The organism is Bradyrhizobium brasilense (genome assembly GCF_029714345.1).
GTDB lineage: Bacteria > Pseudomonadota > Alphaproteobacteria > Rhizobiales > Xanthobacteraceae > Bradyrhizobium > Bradyrhizobium australafricanum.
Map to the genome: position 1 here is coordinate 7,369,202 of NZ_CP121669.1, position 17,264 is coordinate 7,386,465.

Below are 17,264 nucleotides of genomic sequence, written 5' to 3' on the forward strand. Positions count from 1 at the left end.
GCACTGCGAAGTCCACTTAGCCTGCAAGAAGTAAATATACACGGAATCGACAGCTCAAAGGTTGATCTTGATAGGCAGGCGTATCGTTGGAGCTTCTCAGAGAAGACGCGGTCCCGTTGAGCCAGATGGATCTACGTACGATTTGTACCGTATTTGCTTGAGCCGATGCTGCAGGATCTGATAGCCATCTACAAGTCGCGTTCGCGCGAGGTATTTCGTGCATATCCAGCATCTTCCGACGTCTCGCGCGATCTTTTCAAGCGGATGATGCGAAGATGAAAGAAGTACCCGCACCTCACATTCAATATGACAAGAAAGCCACCGGGCAAGAAGAGCAATTCGAGAAGGCCTTTGATATTCTATTTGTAAGAGTCTTGAGGAGGCGATCATCCAACACCAACCGATTCAACTCCCATAGGGGAGCATTGGCTTACCCGCGGCTCGATGAGGCACTCAAACGTCGGCTGCGGGAGATTTACCGCACGCCTGATCCGGTGGCATTGCTGGCACAGACGCGGGACTCTCAAAATGAGCTGGGCAAGCGCGTTGATCAGCGGGCTGGAAAGCTAACGATAGCTGTCGCGCCGGTGCAAAGCGACTTGGCGAGCTTTGCCCGCGAGCTCGGCGATGGTTGGAAACAGGGTGAGCAGCGGGGTATTCATCGGCGCCGCTACGTGCGGCGCAAACCTGTGCCAGGTCGGCCATCGTTGCTCGACCCTAGGCGGTCAGGGATTGAAGTGTGCAACAAATCGATTCTTACAATCGATCGAGTGCAACATACCGATATTGGCGCCGTGCATGCCAGTGGCGGAAGGCTACGCCTCCCTTATGGAGAGCTGCAGGCGCTTGCAGCGCTGTGACCCAACTGTCGAAGAGCGTCGGTACGGGAAATCCGTACGCCACGTTCTGGGAACCGGGGGCGGGACGACCGCCTCCGGTGACCCGGCGCTGGTGGCGAGAATTCCCCAGCCTACTCACCCGTGGCACTGTGCAGTTTACCACGAAAATCAGTCTAGTCTTACCGGCCTAAATCCGAAATCCGTCTGCCCGTCAGCTTCTGGAAAGCTGAGCGCCACACCATGAAAGCGCGGATGCCTGGACGGCGATGCCGCCCGGCGAACGCAGTGGACGTGCACCTTTCGGGATACTCGATGCTCGAACGGAAGCAGGTTGGCACCATTTCGGCGGTAACTCGGAGGCCGGCGCTCAACGCGAGCCTTTGAAAGTTCTCCGCAGGTCGCAACACGAACGACCTTCGTCGAACGAGGGCTCGAGCGGCTCCGTCATTTGAGAGGATAGACAGGATGGATTTCAACCCAACAGACCCAGCGAACACGAGCCCACGGCCCGACGCACCACCGTCCTCCGATTCAGCGGGCTTTGAGCATGAGCTGAGCGCATTGCAGGCGCTGGCCGAAGCCCCCGATTGCGACCAGGATCGGATTTGGCAGGAGATCGCACCCGCGCCATCGCGGTCAGGGCCATCCCGAGCTGCGGAAGCTTCCGATTTCGGCAGCTATTCGATTGGGCAACACCTTGAACCCGAACTCATGCGTGGTGAGCCATCGCGAGCTGGCCCGTCGCGAGCCAGGCCGTCGTCGTCCGCGGGCGCTTGGTGGCCAGAAGTCGGAAATTTCGTCCTGCAAAGCGGACGTCGCGCCAAGGAGTGCTTGCGCGACTACGACGCGTGACTTTGAGCCGCGACTCTCTGACTTCTGAACGCAGCCAACCATCCGGTCAAATGCGGCCGGTTTCCGCTCGATCAAGAAAGCCGACAATGTTTGAAACACTAAGCCGTAAACCCAACGATCCCCTGCTTGCGCTGATTGGGCTCTTTGACGCAGATCCCCGACAAGACAAGATCGACCTTGGGGTCGGCATCTATCGCGACGAGGCCGGTCATTCGCCGATCTTTCGTGCCGTAAAGGCTGCCGAGCATCTGATTTGCGAGACCCAGAACACCAAGGCGTACGTGGCGCCGGAGGGTGATCAAACATTCCTTGATCTTTTGTGGTCGTTGGTTGGCGGGCATACGGCAACCATCCACGCCTCTGGTGTGCAGACACCCGGTGGCTCGGGTGCGTTGCGGCTCGCCGCCGAGCTGATTCGCGGGACCGGAAGGAGTAAGATCTGGCTAGGTCAACCGAGTTGGCCGAATCATGCAGGAATTTTCTCGGGTGCCGGTCTCCCGGTCGAGACTTATCCATTCTTTGATGTTGCCTCGCAGACCATCTTAGTTGACAGCATGATGAATGCATTACAACAGGCCGGGCCCGGCGACTCAGTTTTGCTCCATGCTTGTTGTCACAACCCGAGCGGCGCTGTGCTGACGGCGGACGACTGGCGCCGGATCACCGCGATGATCGCTGCGCGCGGGCTTACGCCTTTGATTGATCTTGCCTATCAGGGTTTCGGTGCCGGGCTCGACGAAGACGTCGCCGTGCTTCGTTCGATAATTTCTGCCGTTCCAGAGGCGCTTATCGCGGTGTCCTGCTCGAAATCATTTGGACTATATCGCGAGCGTACGGGCGCGGTGTTTGCGGTCGCGTCTTTGCAATCAGCTTCAGAGACTGCTCGGTCCAATCTTGTTGCTATCGCCCGCGCCAGCTACTCAATGCCGCCCGATCACGGCGCCGCAATCGTGAAGACCATCCTCAGCTCCCCCGAACTATGCCGGGACTGGCGTGAAGAGTTGGAATCGATGCGTCATCGCCTCCTCGCGTTGCGAAAATCTTTCGCCGACGCATTGGGAGGAAGATGGTCGAATGCCGTCGCCATCGGCTCGCAAGAGGGCATGTTTTCCATTCTGCCGCTCTCTCAGACCGAGGTGCTGAAACTAAGGGAAAAGCACGGCATCTACATGCCGACATCTGGCCGCATCAACGTCGCCGGCTTGAAGCGCACCGATGTGGCGCGTGTCGCAAGCGCGATCAAGGGGGCTGTGAGTTCCGCACGGGGAGATGGACCTTGATAGAGGCCTCAGACCGCCGTCAAAGGTTCGATTCCCTACTGGCCCGCCTGCCAGATCATCCCTCCAGGCATATCCACGAACTCCTGCCTTGGAACTGGCGCCCTCCGCGCATCGCTCACGCCGCCTAATCGCAATCGGCGATCCGCCCAAAGCGACCTGACCAGGGCCGTCGCCGGGTGCGTACGCCTGACTTTAATCCGATCGAGAATGCCTTTGCCAAGCTCAAAGCGCTCTTGCGTCAGGCCGCAAAACGAACCGTCGAAGGCCTCTGGACCGCGAAGGTGGCATCATTGATCGCTTCATAGCAACCGAATGCCGCAACTACTTCATCGCCGCAGGATACGCTGCAACATGATCGGCGAATGCTCTAGCTTGCGCCGCGGTCTCCTCCACGTTGGCGAGTTTCAGCTCGAGCTGCTCCAGCAATGCGCTTCGCTCGGAGGACTGTCCGAACTGCTCGTGGCGGAGCTTCTTGATCGTGAGTTTGAGCTTCTCGATTAGCAAGGCCCCTGGGCTTCGGCTTCCGCGGCCAAACAGGCGGCTCGCTCGGGCGAGCCCCCCGGTGTAGTGTCCGGGAGAGCCACTCCAGCCAGCTCCATTAGCCCAAGCCGGGATGAGCCAGTCGAATCTGGAGGGACCGCCGATTGGCGACGAGGTTGTCAAGGTGCAGCGGCTCGTGCGCTGGCCGCTCTCCTTGGGCCAATCGTCGAACCAACGCCCGCGTGCCGTCCACCACAAAGACGCCGCAATCATAGCTATTCCGCTGCTGGGCCATGTTGGGTGACTCCAGGCGGGCGCGCAGCCGTCGTGCGAGCTGCGTTGCCGCCTCATGGTTGTGTCCCCGGACAGAGTCGTAGTGATAGGCAACCGGCTCTCCTCGCGTGTGGCGATCAAGGAACAGCAGCGACCAGTGCGTGCCGAGGCGATTAGGATCCATAGCGTCGTTCACTGGCAGGAACAGAAAGTCGGCCGTATCATAACCATTTGGATCGTAGACGATGCGCTGGAACGCGCGGAGCATGTCGGGCTCGGCGCCGAAGCGCAGATGATAGTGAGCTATCAGGGGGTCCACGAACTGCGTCAGGGCGGCGAGTTCCGGACGGCCCCTCCGCAACTCCTCCGCCAGGAGCTCGTAATCCCTGTTGATATGCTTGTCGCCCAGCCATTCCTTGGCGCCGAGCTCTAGTTTACTGCGGCCGTAGGAGGAGTCGGTCGGATCCATAGCCCCGATCTGAGCATCGGCGGATGTGCGCGGGAAAGGCGCATAACGAGCATCATCATGCAGCTCCGGCAGCGTGGGCGGATTGAGATCAATAACTTGCGGTCTGGGCGCATCCCGACCAACAAATGATACAGAACCAGCGTAGGCGTCTGAGCGAACCCTGGCAGGAGCGGCCGGCGCAAAGTGAGCATCCTCGCGCAACTCGGACGGCGCTGGCGCATTTAGATCAACAAATGGCTCAAGACCAGCGTAGGTGTCTGAACGAACCCTGGCAGGATCGGCTGGCGCAAAGTGAGCATCGTCCCGCAACTCGGACGGCGCTGGCGCATTCAGATCAACAAATGGCTCAAGACCAGCGTAGGTGTCTGAGCGAACCCTGGCAGGATCGGCCGGCGCAAAGTGAGCATCGTCCCGCAACTCGGACGGCGTTGGCGCATTCAGATCAACAAATGGCTCAAGACCAGCGTAGGTGTCTGAGCGAACCTTGGAAGGATCGGCCGGCGCAAAGTGAGCATCGTCCCGCAACTCGGACGGCGTTGGCGCAATCAGATCAGCAAATGGCTCAAGACCAGCGTAGGTGTCTGAGCGAACCCTGGCAGGATCGGCTGGCGCAAAATGAGCATCGTAGCGCAACTCGGACGGCGCTGGCGCATTCAGATCAACAAATGGCTCAAGCCTGCCCTTAGCATTTGACGCGGGCCTGGATGGTGATCCTGGTTCTTGCAGCTGTTCACTCAACCAAACCCAAGCTCCAGCGCTTAGGCTGGCCGGCGTTGAGGCAAGATCCTGCGAAGAGCCGGAAAACCGATCGCCCAGCGCGGCCGGCGAGCTCGGCTGCTCAGGGCCTGGCAGCCCCAGCTCTCGGTTTGCCTCGATGAGTGTCAAATAGCTGCGAAGATGCGACAAATCGGGACCGTGTACTCTGCCTCCAGTCCGCTGGAATGCTACCACGTCATTGTCGAGGGATAACTGCTGCCTGCTGGAGCCGTTTAGCCGCCCGACGATGCTCCCTTTGCCATTCCCTCTCAGCCACGCACTCAGCGCACGAAGACGCCTCGCCCGCTGTTGCGCAGACTGCCTCAGCTTCGCAGTCGGAGTTTTAAGATCTTTCAGAGCTTGGTTCAGCGCGCCCTCGATGAGGGGCGCATCTTCTGGATGAGGAACTAGGCGACGGGGGGCACCGAGGACGCGGGGTTCGGGTGCTTCCACGTCTTCACCCCCACGCAGCAGCCGCCGGAGATGATCCAGAGCCGATCTAATGCGGTTCTGGGGGTCACGGCCCAAGCTCCTGTACTTCGCTATTTCCTCATCGAGCGATGAACCATCTCGCAGCCGAGAAGCTACAGGGCCCCTATGACTTGCGTTGACCCAGCGGACAAAAGTCCCAAGCCCGGAAACACTGTTGTTGATGGCCCCTTCGGTGAGCTTGCGCCCCTCGGCGTCTACACGAAACCTCGCCAAGAGCTCCGCGTCTTCGGCCGGAAGCTGCGCGCCGATCAGCTCCTCCGGCGACGACATCGGAGCTTGCCTCTGCGATGGTGACGTCGCCAGTTGATGGGATGGGGCTTGCATCAGCTGCCGCTCAAGCGCGTCGCCCTGCGGAGACGGCGAGGAGCTGGGTCCGTCCATCGTCTCCAAAAGCAGATCCTGCTGGTTCGCGGGCAGAGTCTCTGGCCAGCTCACAGCTTCGTTCGACCCGCTGTGCTGCGCAGTCGCGGTGAGGGTCGGCTTCGTCTCGGCGCGAACCGCGTCATCGAGATCAGGAAGGGGACGAATATGACGCAGGAGTTCGATCGCTCGAGCACCCGCCGGCGACCTCAGGAGATGAGCCAGTGCGGCTCCGGCTTTTCTGCGGCCATGGGGGTCCGCCTCCTTATACCGACTGACATCTTCATCGAGCGAGTCGTGGCCAAGCCGGGCAGCAATGCCGGGCTTATCGTTTTCACGGAGGTAATCACTGAAATCGATAAGAAGAGTTGCATAGCTCCTGGCGGTGTTGGCGGTGCTTGGGGGTGCTTCTTCCTTGTACCTTTTGATGAGATCCGCATCCTGGGGATAGGGATTCCGCTCAACCCGGCTTGCAAACGGCGTGATGCCGCCCGGCGATTGGGAGGCTCGAAGATGATCCAGTGGGGTAGCGATGGCCTGCTCCTCCTTCTCGGCGAACTCCTGGGCATCCTTGTCCAGCGACTTGTCGTAAAGCCGGGAAGCAATGCCCAGCTTGTCGTTCTTCACGAGCCAATGCCCCAGGCTGAGGAGACCACGTAGATTGCGACCGACCGTGCTCTCGGAGGCCCCGGCTTTGATGAGTGCCGGCCTCAGCCCCTCAATAAGAGAGGCATCTTCGCAATAAACAGGATCCAGGCTGCTACCTGCGAAAACCAATTTTGCATGGCCGGGCGGTAGCGCCGAGGCATTCAGCATCGTTCCACCGCCTTGACCGTGCGGAGGCGGCGGAGATGGGTGCCCACTCGCCCGCATGACGGGAATCTGCTCGCCTGGCATGAGGATGTTGCGGTAACGTTCATCCGTCAGCTCGTCGTCCTGGTGGCGCCAGTTCACGGGATCAGGGGACTCTGTAGGATTCAATGCCGGGCCATGCCGCGGTGGCTGAAGACACGACGATGCAGCGGCTTCGTCGACCGTCCCAAAGAATAAATCTCGATCATCCCCCTCAGCGAGCGCCGTTGGCCAACTGAAGGCGGGCTGCGACCCGCCCTGCTTAGCCGCGGCCTCAATGCTTCCTGCCCGGGCAGTGATTGACGCGACTCCGCCCGGCGACTGAGAGGCGCGGAGACGATCTAGTGCGGTAAGAACGAGGTGCCTGCGACTTTGATCGAAGATCGCAGCGTCGCTGTTGAGCGATTCGTCGTTAAGCCGAGCAGCCACTCCCGGCTCGTTTTTTGCAAAGAGCCACTGGCTGAATCTGCGAAGAGGACGAACATAATTCGTCTTAACGGTGATCTCCTCGTACCCAGCCTTAACGAGTGCTTCTTCAAGTCCGGAAATCAAGGGCGCGTCTTCGGGATGAAAAGGCGGACCGTTGAGTTTTCTCGCTCCATTACGCAGATGATCAAGTGCCGCGTTGATACTTTTGTTGCCCCCGGCGTCCTTGTAGCGCGTGATCTCTTCATTGAGCGGTTCGTCCTCGTTCCATTTCTCGTCCTGAAGCCGAGCAGCAATGCCAGGTTTGTTGTTTGCACGAAGGTAGTGGCTGAAATCCGTGAGAATGGATGCATAGGTTTTGGCGGTACCTGAAGTTCCGGCCGCCACTGCTTGCTGTCTGTATTCTTTGATGAGAGTTCCGTCCCTGGGATAAGGAGTGAGGTCAGGGCGGCCTGCGATCGGTACGACTCCCCCCGTCAATTGAGAGGTCCGCAGATGAGCTAGTGCCCAACGGACGTTCGCCGTCCCACCTTTGGTTATGAACTCCTCGACATCCTTATCCATCGACTCGTCATGAAGCCGATCAGCGATGCCCGGCTTGTGTTTTGCAAAGAGCCAGCGGCTCAAGCTGAGCAGATAACCGACGTAGCTCGTGGCGGTGCTCTCGGCGGCTCCCAGGAGCGCCTGCTTAAGGCCGGAAATAAGGCGCGCATCCTTACCATAAAGCGGATCCTTGCTGCGACCTACCAAGACCCAATTTGACTGAGCGGTCTGGAGCGCTGCGGCGCCCAGCACCGCCTCATCCTTTCCGGCATTCGCCTCAGATCGCGATGCCTCCGCTTGATGGGCGCGGACCTGCATGAGCACGGGAGCGGACGGGACAGCGATCTCGCTCAGCTGCTGCTCAAAGGCCGCCGCATCTGTGGACCGAGCCGGTGAGCTATCTTGCGGGCCCGCGGTGCCCGATTGTTGACGCACCCAGTTGGTGGATTCGAACTTCATTCGTTCTCACTTTCGGACGATAGGCCAATTTGAAGCCTGAGGTCGGCTGTGATTTGCCACGGAATCGACTCGGCAGCATCGAACCCAGCAGAAAACTATCGTGAACGCCCCAAAATGCCGCGTCCAAGCACTCCGACCGCGCGCTCCAGTATTCTTGCAGCGATCGCCAGCTATGATCGCCTCTGGAAACCCTGCTCTATGTGCGATATCTGTCGAGAACCTGACGCGGAGCCGCCAACTTCCTGCAGCGGACACGCAGGCTGCCCCCATGGCCGGAAATCGATAGGGAACCTTCCGAAGAACGGTTCTGTGGGCGTTCTTGAGTCTTCTTGTATGATCGTGCCCCGTGGCGTGGTGTAGCTGAGTGCGGGTCACCACGTTCGCCGGCATGGGCCGGATCGGTCAGCTGGCGATAGCCGGAAGGCTGACGGCGGGATCATCGCCCAACGGGCTGCGATGGTTTCCAGCGTCATGTAGCGTCCACGCTCGACGCCCCACCCGTCGTTCTGCTCGAGCAGGATCGCGCCGACCAGACGGGTGATGGCGTCCTCATTGGGAAAGTGCCGACCACTTCGGTCCGCCGCTTGATCTCGCCGTTGACGAAGCCGGCGCATGCTAGCCTCCAGCAGCGTCGACGCGGTAGCGGCTGGTCGAGGTCTGGTAGTACTGCGCGCGGATGGCCGCCATGGCCTCGATCAATGCTCCCCAGGGCGCGGGAAAGCGCTCTTTCGCCATCACCCGGTCCAGCACGCGCGTAAGGCCGGCGAGCTCGTCGTTGAGGAACTCCACCACAGGCATAGCCGGATAGCGCTGCAGCAGGAGAATCGCCGCGTTGTAGGCCTCGCCGGCCGACCTGTCCTTGTCGCGTCCATGCAGGTCGTTCTGCAGGCGCCCTATCGCGGAGATGAGCCGCAGGACCTGGCGAAACGCCGGGCGCGCGCGCAAGGTCGCCATGTCCAGCCCCCACAGCAACGACAGGCAACAGAGCACGTTCGCGTAGGCGATCGAATCGATGCCGTTGTGCAAGTACTCGGTGTAAGACCAGCGCTCCGCCCCCGCCGCTTGCGCGTGTTCGGCGCGCAGCGCCGCGCAGTAGCACCGGGTATCGTCGAGAAGCTGAGCATAGTCGCGACAATCGTAGGCGAGCGCGGCCAGCGAAGCGCGCAGCACAGCGCAGCCTTCGAATCCGGGAAGCGCGCACGGCGCGCCCTGCCCCAGCGCCTGCTCTACCGCGGCGAGTTGCCCCGGCGCGATCAGGCCAAGATCGTTGCAATCGTCGAGCCAGAACAGCAGCGCCAGTTCGCGATAGAATGCCACGATCAGCGTTTCGTCCTGCGGATCGCGGCCGGTGCGGGCGCTGATCTCGCGCAGGCTCAGGTGGATGCTCTGCAGGATGTACTGGCCACCCCTGACCGCTTCCACGGCATGCTCGTCGGCGAACCCGGTCAGGGAACGCCCCCACTGCAGCACCTGCTGCAGCGCGCGTTCGGTCTGGATCATGGCGTCGCTCCTGCTTCCTCGGCCGGGATGCGCCGTCCCCAACGAAGCGCCAGCCATAACCCGGCGAGTTCGGCGACGCGCACGACCCGAGTTGGGCAATACAGTTCCTTGCCGATCCACAGGGGCGTCTGCGGCAACGCGTGCGCCGCATGGCGGGCGAGCATCCACTCCAGCGCACGCGCCACTGTCTGCGCGATGCGCCGGCGCCCTGTCGGCTCTTCGCTCCCGTTCATCACGTGCAACGCGAACAGCGCATAGGCGGTTTCCTCGAACGTTGACGCGCGCCCCGCGCCCCAGCCGCCGTCGTCGCGCTGCGCCAGCAGCAGCGCCGCCAGCGCGCGCTCATCGCGCCACTGCACTTTGCCTTGCGCCAGCGCAGCGACCGCATGCGCGGTGGGATACAGCCACGAAACGTGCCATTTTTCGTTGTCCCACAGACCGTTCGGGTTGCGATTGGCCTCGACGTAGGCGCTGATGCCCGCGGCGGGCTTTCCCAACAGTCGCAACGCATGCAGGGCATGGATGTTGGTCGACACCGAGGCATTGCGCTCGCCGGGGAAAGTGACGAACAGCTCGCCGATTTCGAATTGGCGCAACGCATCGACCGCCGGGTCGCGGCCTGCAAGGCGCAGGACGCACAACGCAACGGCGGTGTCGTCCGCATCGGCCGCAAAGTGCAAGGCCGGGCCCAGACCGCGCACGCCCAGGCGGGCATCGAGCTGCGCGACGATCACGCGCACCGCCTCGGCGAGCGCGGGATGCGCAAGCAGCCCGGCCAGATGCAGGGTGTACAGCGACCAGCATGGCTCGAACACATTGATCGGCCAGACGTTGGGAATGACACTTTCGATGCCGCTGCGCGTCGCCCGCGATGCCATCTGCAGATACGCATCGGCGCGCCCGAGCTGCGGCGTGCTCGCCTGTGTCACGGCGTACGCACGCCATGCGGCGGTGGCCGCCGGACTGATGCCGATGCTGCCGTCGTCATCCGGGAAAGCGGTGGTCGGCGACGTCCCCCAGGCTTCCCAGGAGTGCAGCAGCGGATGGCCGCTCGGCAGCGTTGCCACAGCCCCCAGCTTGACCAGGCACGCTTGCCGCAACGGCAACAGCGCCGGGTGGCGCGGAAACGCCACGTCGCCCAGCAAGGATGCGGCCTCGCCGCAAAGCTGCGGCAGGATCAGCTCCGCGCCGATGGGCGCATCTTCCGGCACCGCATGCGCGTAGGGATCGGGCTGGCGCTGGAGGAACTGGGTTGCAGCCTGGACTGCGTCGGCAACGCCGGGAAGAGAATTGGCACGCTGCAATGCCAGCAACGCCGCCCATGTGGGCGCGTGGCGGAACCGCGAGAAGTCCGTACTTCCCCAACCGCCGTCGGCCTGTTGCTGCGCGATGAGCCACGCGTATGCGTCCTGCCGACCGGTGACGTTGCCGTGGAAGCGCAGCGCTCGCGCCGTGTCGTAGACGGACGGACCGACGCTGCCACCATCGCTCATCTCGCTCAGCAGGTGGCGCAATTCGGAAAGGATCTGTTCGGACAGCGCATTCACGCGGGATGTTCCTTCTGCAAACGATTGACGGGAACCAGGATTGGGCAGACGCCGCGCACGTCGCCGCAGGCCCGTCGCGGCCCGGCGCCTGTGCAGCGCCGGACGGCCGCGCGGGCTTGCGCGCAGCGCGCCTCGTGCGCCGCGGTAATGCTGGTCAACCGCTGCGATCAGCGGCGCGGACTTGGGACACGGTGCAGCATGCACCGCTGGCGCCGGCCGATCGCAACGCCACAGGGGCGACGCCATGCGGACGAGCTCGCTCATGCGGAGGGCGCGTGCTTGAACAGATACGCGTTGGCCCGCTGTAGGATTTGCGCCAACCGCTCCGTACGCGGCCCCAGCGGCGTGATAGCCTCCCCGGCATCGCGCAACAGATCCAGCGCGAACTGGCGTGCTGCCTGCAGTCCCATGATCGACGCGCAGGTCGGCTTCTGCGCCGCCACGTCCTTGCCGGGGGTCTTGCCCAGCGCCGCGGTATCCGCTGTCACGTCGAGAATGTCGTCGATCACCTGCAGCGCCAGGCCGAAACAGGCGCTGTAGTGATCGAGCGCACAGTACAGCGCAGCGTGCGCGGCATCATCCACCACTGCGCATAGCGCGCCCATGCGAACGGACGCGCGCACTAGCGCTCCGCTCTTCATCCGGTGCATCGCCACGATCCTGTCCAGCTCGACGTGCTTTCCAACCAGCGACAGATCGATGGCCTGCCCGCCTGCGGCACCCTCGGCGGATACCGCCTGCGCCAGTTCGCGCACGAGCGCGATACGGTTGTCGGGCGGCGCATCCAGGCTCGCCAGGGTCAGGAAGGCATGCGCCTGCAGCGCATCGCCGACCAGGATCGCAGTAGCTTCGCCGAACTTGACGTGCACGGTCGGAAGGCCGCGGCGAAGCACGTCGTCGTCCATCGCGGGCAGATCGTCGTGGACCAGGGTACAGGCGTGCATCATCTCGATGGCGGCAGCGACGTCGTCGAGCATGTGCGCCGGTGTGTCGGCCAGTGCGCCGGCAGCCAGACAGAGCAAGGCGCGGGTACGCTTCCCGCCATGCAAGGTGGCGTAGCGCATCGCCGCCATCAGCTCGGTCTCACCGTCATGTTCGGCGCAGAGAAGACGCGCCAGCTCCAGTTCGACCCGCTTTGCGCCGTCCTGCATCCAGATCTCGGGGAGCAGAGCGCCGGATGCGCCGCGCGCCTGCGTGCCCGATCCGCCGGGCGCGGAATCATCAGTTCTGTCGTCCTGTGGCGTGGAACCGGTCTGCATGTTGTTCATGTTCTTGTCCCTGACAGGAAACCGCCACGGCGAGCGGCGCGCCGCCAGGGTGTTGTCGGCGTCGCAGCGAGCGCGCGCGCCGAGTGCAGCAATGCCGCGCGTCGCTGTCTCGCCACAGGGGCATGCGATGCCAGCTCATGAGAATCCGATGCGGATCGTCATGGAGGGATGCGCGGTCGGGTAATAGCGCCGGCCTTTTTCGACGCCGCTCAGCAACCGCGGTCGCACCCCGGCCTCATGCATGGTCAGCGCCAAGGCGATACAGAACTGCACCAGTTCCAGCCATGCCAGGTGGTAGCCCATGCAGACGTGTGGGCCGGTACCGAACTGCAGCATGTCCACCGGCCGGATTGGCTCGGTGCGTTGCAGCCACCGCGCCAGCCGAAACTGATCAGGCGCCTCGTGCAGCAGCGCCGAGGTCGAGAAATGCAGCAGTGGGATGCACAGATCGGTTCCCGCGGGAATGCGCCATTGGCCGAGTCGCAATTCACGCAGTGCGCGACGCACTAGGAGCGGCGTCGCCGGATACACGCGCAGCGTCTCGCGGAACAGCGCCTCGGCGACCGGACACTGCGCCAGGTCCGCATGCCGGGTCGGCACCGCGCCCACGCGTTGCGCCTCCTCGACCAGGGCGTCCCACAGCCCAGGCTGCCGCGCCAGCTCGATCACCATCCAGGCCATCGTCGAGGCGGTGGTGTCGTGACCACCAAGCAGCAGCAAGCGGATATTGGCGACCAGGACGTCATCGGAAAGCGCATCGTCGCTGCGATCGAAGGCGCTCACCATGTCGTTGATCAACCCGGTGCGCGAGGCATGTTCGCGCGCGGCGCGGACGAACTCGCGCAACCGCGCATCGATCCAGTCACGGGCGGCGCGGCCGCGCCGCAAGGGCAGTCCGGGCAGGTCGACCGGGGGCGCGACGATCAACTGCAGCAGTTGCTGGTACTTGCGACGCCATCCCGGCAGGTCCTGCGCGGGGATTCCCATGAGACTGAAGATCAGCTTGAGCATCAGATCGCCGGTTTCGCGCAAGATGGTTACGTCGCCGCGGTCGCGCCACCTCTGCACGCGCGCCCGGATGACGGGCGCGAACAGCTCGCCGATGCCGGCCTGGGTCAGCCCCTTGGGCAGAAGCGCCGCCTGGATCGCATCGCGCGCCTGCCGGTGCGCGATGCCGTCCTGGGCGACCAATGTTCCGCCGAACAATTCGGGCGCGATGTCTTCGATCAGTGCCGAAGACACGTCCTTGTGCCGGAGCAGTGCGAGAGCATCCGGAGCCAGACTGGTCATCAGGTGTCCGGCAGGGCCGAAATCCAGCCAGAAGTGGTTGCCCAGCGTCCGTTCCGCGCGCCGCAGCAGGCGCGGCAGGTCGCAGACGACGGCGGGAAGATGACCGACCAAGGGAAAAGCGCCGGGCACGATCGGGATGTCGTGTCGTAGCCGATGCCGACGGTTCAGCGGGTTGAGCAGCATGTCCATCAGCAGCGCGACGCCGCGTCCGCTTCGGCGGTCTCGCCGGAAGGCCGCGCGGCGCGGCTGTTGCCACCGTCGGCGTACGTCGGCACATGCGCCAGCATGCCGCCGTCGATGCACACGACCTGGCCGGTGATGAACGCAGCATCGTCGGAGAGCAGGAACGCCACCAGTGCGGCCACGTCGTCGGGGCGGCCGACGCGCGGCAGGAGCTGGTGCCGGCGCAGATGCCGTTGCGTGCACTCGTCCAGCTTGGCGAGGAGACGATCGGTCATGATGAGACCCGGCGCAACCGCGTTGCAGCGGATTTGCGCATGACCGTACTGGGTGGCGAGCGAGGCGGACAGCATGTTCATCGCCGCCTTCGATGCGGCATAGGACGTCTGCGCGGTGTCACCGCTGAGCCCCTGGCACGACGACATGTTGACGATCGCGCCACCACCGCGGGCGATCATCCGTGGGATGGCCTGCCGGCAGCAGAGCAACGTGCCGCGTAGATTGGTCGCCATTGTCTGATCCCAGACCGCCAGGTCCAGGTCGAGGATCGCGCGGTCGCGCGGAGTCAGATGCATGGCGCTCGCGTTGTTCACCAGCAGGTCGACCCCACCGAAGTGGCGCTCCGCCTTTTCGAACAGCGCCGCCACAGCGTGCGCATCGGCGATGTCGGTGGCCGAGGCCAGCGCGCGGCCCGCTTCGGATGCAATTTGCGCGGTGCAGGCGATGGCCGCCGAGCCATCAATGTCGGCGACCACCACTCTGCCTCCCTCGCGCGCGATAGCGAGGGCGCATGCCTTGCCGATACCTGCGCCGGCGCCGGTCACCACAGCCACCTTGTCTTCAAACCGTCCCATCGTGTCCTCCTGGGATGGCGTTGGTCTCTCGCGGCATGCCGCTCGGGTCGGCGCTGGCGCGCTCGCCATCGCCAGCGTCGCTTTCGATGACCCGAATGGCGGCGACCGGGCACTGGCTAGCCGCGAGCCTTGCGGCGGCGTGCAGCGCCTGCGGGACCGTCGCCACGCACACTTCGGCCACGCCGTCCGGTTCGCGCTGGCGAAAGGTGCCCGGCAGCGTCAGCACGCACTGCCCGCTGGTCCCGCACAGATCCTGGTCGACTACGACGCGCATCTCAGCTCCCCTGCGCATGCAGCCGCACCGGCAGCGCGCGGAACGTCCGAAGAAACGCGGAGGGCTCCCGGGTCGGCTGCTCGGCCAATGCCAGCGTGGGGAACCGGGCCTGGATCCGCGGCAGGCTCTCGGCCAACTGCACCCGGGCCAGTTGCGCACCGAGGCAGAAGTGAATGCCGTGACCGAAGCTCAGCATGATCTTCCCGTCGGTCGACATGCCTGGACTGGTGCCGTAGAATCGCGCGGGATCGAAGCGATCTGGATCAGCGAAGGCCTCCGGGTCGCGATTGCCGGACGCGATCAGCACGCGCACGTCCGCGTTCTTCGGGATCACCACGCCGCCCAGTTCGATGTCGCGTTTGGCGATACGCGGAATGGAGCTGAACATCGCGGGCGCGTCGCAGCGCAGGACTTCTTCGACGAATGCCTTCACCCCCACGGCGTCTCCCTGCAGCCAGTGCCGCTGTTGGGGATACGCCAGCATCGCCAGGACCGCATGGTCGATGGTCGCAGCAGTAGTGGCGAAGCCGCCCAGCAGCATGCCCCACAACATGCTGATCAACTCGGCATCCGACAGCGTGTCGGCATCATCGTCATGTGCGCCGACCAGCATCGACACGATGTCGTGCCGGGGATCGGTGCGCTTGCACTGTATGAGGCAGCCGAAGTAGTCCTTCACTCTGGCACTGGCCGCGTCCGCCGCGGCGAGCTGGGGATCGCTGGCGTGCGGGCTCAGGCCTTCCAGAATGGCGCCGACGCCGGCGGCAAGCCCGAACATGTCGTCCTGGGGCATGCCAAACAGTTCGGCGAAGACCAGCATGGGCAACGCCAGCGCGAATTCCCGATGCAGGTCCACGGCCTCCCCGCGTTCCAGCGCAGGCGCCATGCCGTCCAGGCGCGCGGCGACGATGCGCGCGATGCCCGGCCGCAGGTCGTCGATCTGGCGAATGGTGAAATCGCGTGAGATCAGGCGGCGCAGACGCGTATGCGTCGATGGGTCCTTCATCGCTAGCGTGGAGGCCAGCAGATTGAGCGACAGGCTGGTCGCCGCACGCGGGAAATAGCGCGCCAGTTCGTCCGGCGCCGGTCCCCGAAACGCATCGCCCGTGGCCTTGAGCGCCCAGTAGATGTCGGCGTGGCGGCTCAACAGAAAGAGGCCCGACGCCGCACGATGCACCGGATCGTGCTCGCGCAACCAGCGCATGAACGGATACGGGTCGTGGATGCACGCTGGCGACGCTAGTTCAGCGAAAGCGTCCCGGTATGCTGCCGTGGCTTCTTGCACGTCCATCCTGGTTACCTGTTGGCTGGCTGCTAATCTGACCGGCGCGCGCCATGCGCGCCGGCAAATTGCGGAGAAGATCGCGATCCCCGGCGGCGTCCGCCACATCACCAGAGCACCGGGAACTCCTTGACCCGCCAGGATGATGTCCTCGCGCAACTTCAGTTCTTCGGCCGCCGCGGCCAGGCGGAGCGCGGGAAGCGCTGGAAGATCGAACCGAACACCGTTTGAGCTCCAGTCTGGTGCGCCGTGCCCGTCCCGAAGAACATCGCACTGCGGTTGGTGATGATGCGTGAACAGAGCAAATCGCGTGCCGAAGTGAATTCGCAGGCCCAGCAGGCACTCCGTAGTGGCGCGTAGTGTCAGGTTTCTGTCGTTGAGTCTCAATACCGACAACCGGCGCAGCAAGTGCCGACAAAGGCCTGCTCTCGCGCTGAATGTACGAGGCAGCCCTTGCGCGATACTTCAAGCATCCGGATTGGCTGCAGCAGGTGTGGTTCGCCGGAAACCACTTTGATGTCGGCGGTAGCGATCCGGAAAACGACGCCGCCTCTCCGACATCTCGCTGGGTTGGATGGCGCATGCGGCCGAGACCTTGCGGACGGCAAGACGCCCGACGGCTTCGGCATCAAGGTAGACGATAGATTCCTGAAGCTTGCGGAGATCTTCAACCTCAAAGAGGAAATCATAAGGGCCGAACCGGATTCCGAGGAGTTTCGCACCAAGATCAATGAGCTTTCGTGGAAATATACGTCATCTCTCAAAGCATTTGACATGGCGAACCTGTCGCAGTTGATAGTCCGCCGCGCGGCGAGCGCGTGCAGCTCGTTGACGTCGATCCCCGGAATCGCCATTTTGGCGACGAGTTCGCCAAACAGGATCTCACGCTCTTTCCATTTCGTGCCTTTTTCTCCGAGCGCGCCGCGCCAGCGCGACAGAAAGTCGTGACGCCGAGGCGGCCTCGACGGGACCGCGTTTGCGCGCGCCC

General features: G+C 63.4%; 12 protein-coding genes and 2 pseudogenes. 4 read left to right on the plus strand and 10 right to left on the minus strand.

Annotated elements, in window-relative coordinates; all coding sequences use genetic code 11:
• Window positions 1–275 precede the first annotated feature (275 nt).
• The 3 genes and pseudogenes from QA635_RS34105 to QA635_RS34115 all read left to right on the plus strand — a co-directional run.
• Entirely contained in the window at window positions 276–860 is a 585-nt protein-coding gene (locus tag QA635_RS34105) for a hypothetical protein (protein ID WP_283064080.1), read from the plus strand.
• Between the two features lie 917 nt (window positions 861–1,777).
• On the plus strand, window positions 1,778–2,971 hold the full coding sequence (locus tag QA635_RS34110) for an amino acid aminotransferase (RefSeq protein ID WP_283064081.1): 1,194 nt from the start codon (window positions 1,778–1,780) through the stop codon (window positions 2,969–2,971).
• A gap of 182 nt (window positions 2,972–3,153) precedes the next feature.
• Window positions 3,154–3,326 (plus strand): annotated as a pseudogene (locus tag QA635_RS34115) (IS630 family transposase); the annotation flags it as partial.
• Here the strand turns inward: QA635_RS34115 and QA635_RS41905 are convergent.
• The 10 genes and pseudogenes from QA635_RS41905 to QA635_RS34165 form a co-directional block, all read right to left on the minus strand.
• Window positions 3,293–3,475 carry an IS66 family transposase gene (locus QA635_RS41905; RefSeq protein WP_425249086.1) on the minus strand — a complete coding sequence of 61 codons (183 nt, stop codon included), beginning with the start codon at window positions 3,473–3,475 and terminating at the stop codon, window positions 3,293–3,295. The pseudogene QA635_RS34115 and the gene QA635_RS41905 overlap by 34 nt on opposite strands.
• Before the next feature lie 94 nt (window positions 3,476–3,569).
• Window positions 3,570–8,081 carry a Ulp1 family isopeptidase gene (locus QA635_RS34125; protein ID WP_283064082.1) on the minus strand — a complete coding sequence of 1,504 codons (4,512 nt, stop codon included), beginning with the start codon at window positions 8,079–8,081 and terminating at the stop codon, window positions 3,570–3,572.
• Window positions 8,082–8,483: 402 nt separating this feature from the next.
• Window positions 8,484–8,682: pseudogene (locus tag QA635_RS34130) on the minus strand (transposase); the annotation flags it as partial.
• A 14-nt stretch (window positions 8,683–8,696) separates the two neighbouring features.
• Complete coding sequence (locus tag QA635_RS34135) at window positions 8,697–9,581, minus strand: terpene synthase family protein (RefSeq protein ID WP_283064083.1); 885 nt, start codon at window positions 9,579–9,581, stop codon at window positions 8,697–8,699.
• A complete protein-coding gene (locus tag QA635_RS34140; protein WP_283064084.1) occupies window positions 9,578–11,128 on the minus strand; it encodes a hypothetical protein in 1,551 nt (516 codons plus the stop codon). The genes QA635_RS34135 and QA635_RS34140 overlap by 4 nt, the downstream gene beginning before the upstream one ends.
• A gap of 260 nt (window positions 11,129–11,388) precedes the next feature.
• The gene (locus tag QA635_RS34145; RefSeq protein ID WP_283071980.1) at window positions 11,389–12,387 is read right to left on the minus strand and encodes a polyprenyl synthetase family protein; all 999 of its coding nucleotides are present in this window, start codon (window positions 12,385–12,387) and stop codon (window positions 11,389–11,391) included.
• A 144-nt stretch (window positions 12,388–12,531) separates the two neighbouring features.
• Window positions 12,532–13,875: a cytochrome P450 gene (locus QA635_RS34150; RefSeq protein WP_283064085.1), complete on the minus strand. Its 1,344-nt coding sequence runs from the start codon at window positions 13,873–13,875 to the stop codon at window positions 12,532–12,534.
• Window positions 13,875–14,720, minus strand: coding sequence for an SDR family oxidoreductase (locus tag QA635_RS34155; protein ID WP_283064086.1), 846 nt, complete (start codon window positions 14,718–14,720; stop codon window positions 13,875–13,877). The genes QA635_RS34150 and QA635_RS34155 overlap by 1 nt, the downstream gene beginning before the upstream one ends.
• Entirely contained in the window at window positions 14,707–14,994 is a 288-nt protein-coding gene (locus tag QA635_RS34160; protein WP_172649343.1) for a ferredoxin, read from the minus strand. Before QA635_RS34160 ends, QA635_RS34155 begins: the two co-directional genes overlap by 14 nt.
• 1 nt (window position 14,995) lies before the next feature.
• Window positions 14,996–16,285, minus strand: a complete 1,290-nt coding sequence (locus QA635_RS34165) for a cytochrome P450 (protein ID WP_283071982.1) — start codon at window positions 16,283–16,285, stop codon at window positions 14,996–14,998.
• A 428-nt stretch (window positions 16,286–16,713) separates the two neighbouring features.
• Here QA635_RS34165 and QA635_RS34170 point away from each other — a divergent pair, with 428 nt between their 5' ends.
• On the plus strand, window positions 16,714–16,920 hold the full coding sequence (locus tag QA635_RS34170) for a phospholipase effector Tle1 domain-containing protein (protein ID WP_283071983.1): 207 nt from the start codon (window positions 16,714–16,716) through the stop codon (window positions 16,918–16,920).
• The last annotated feature ends 344 nt before the right edge of the window (window positions 16,921–17,264 follow it).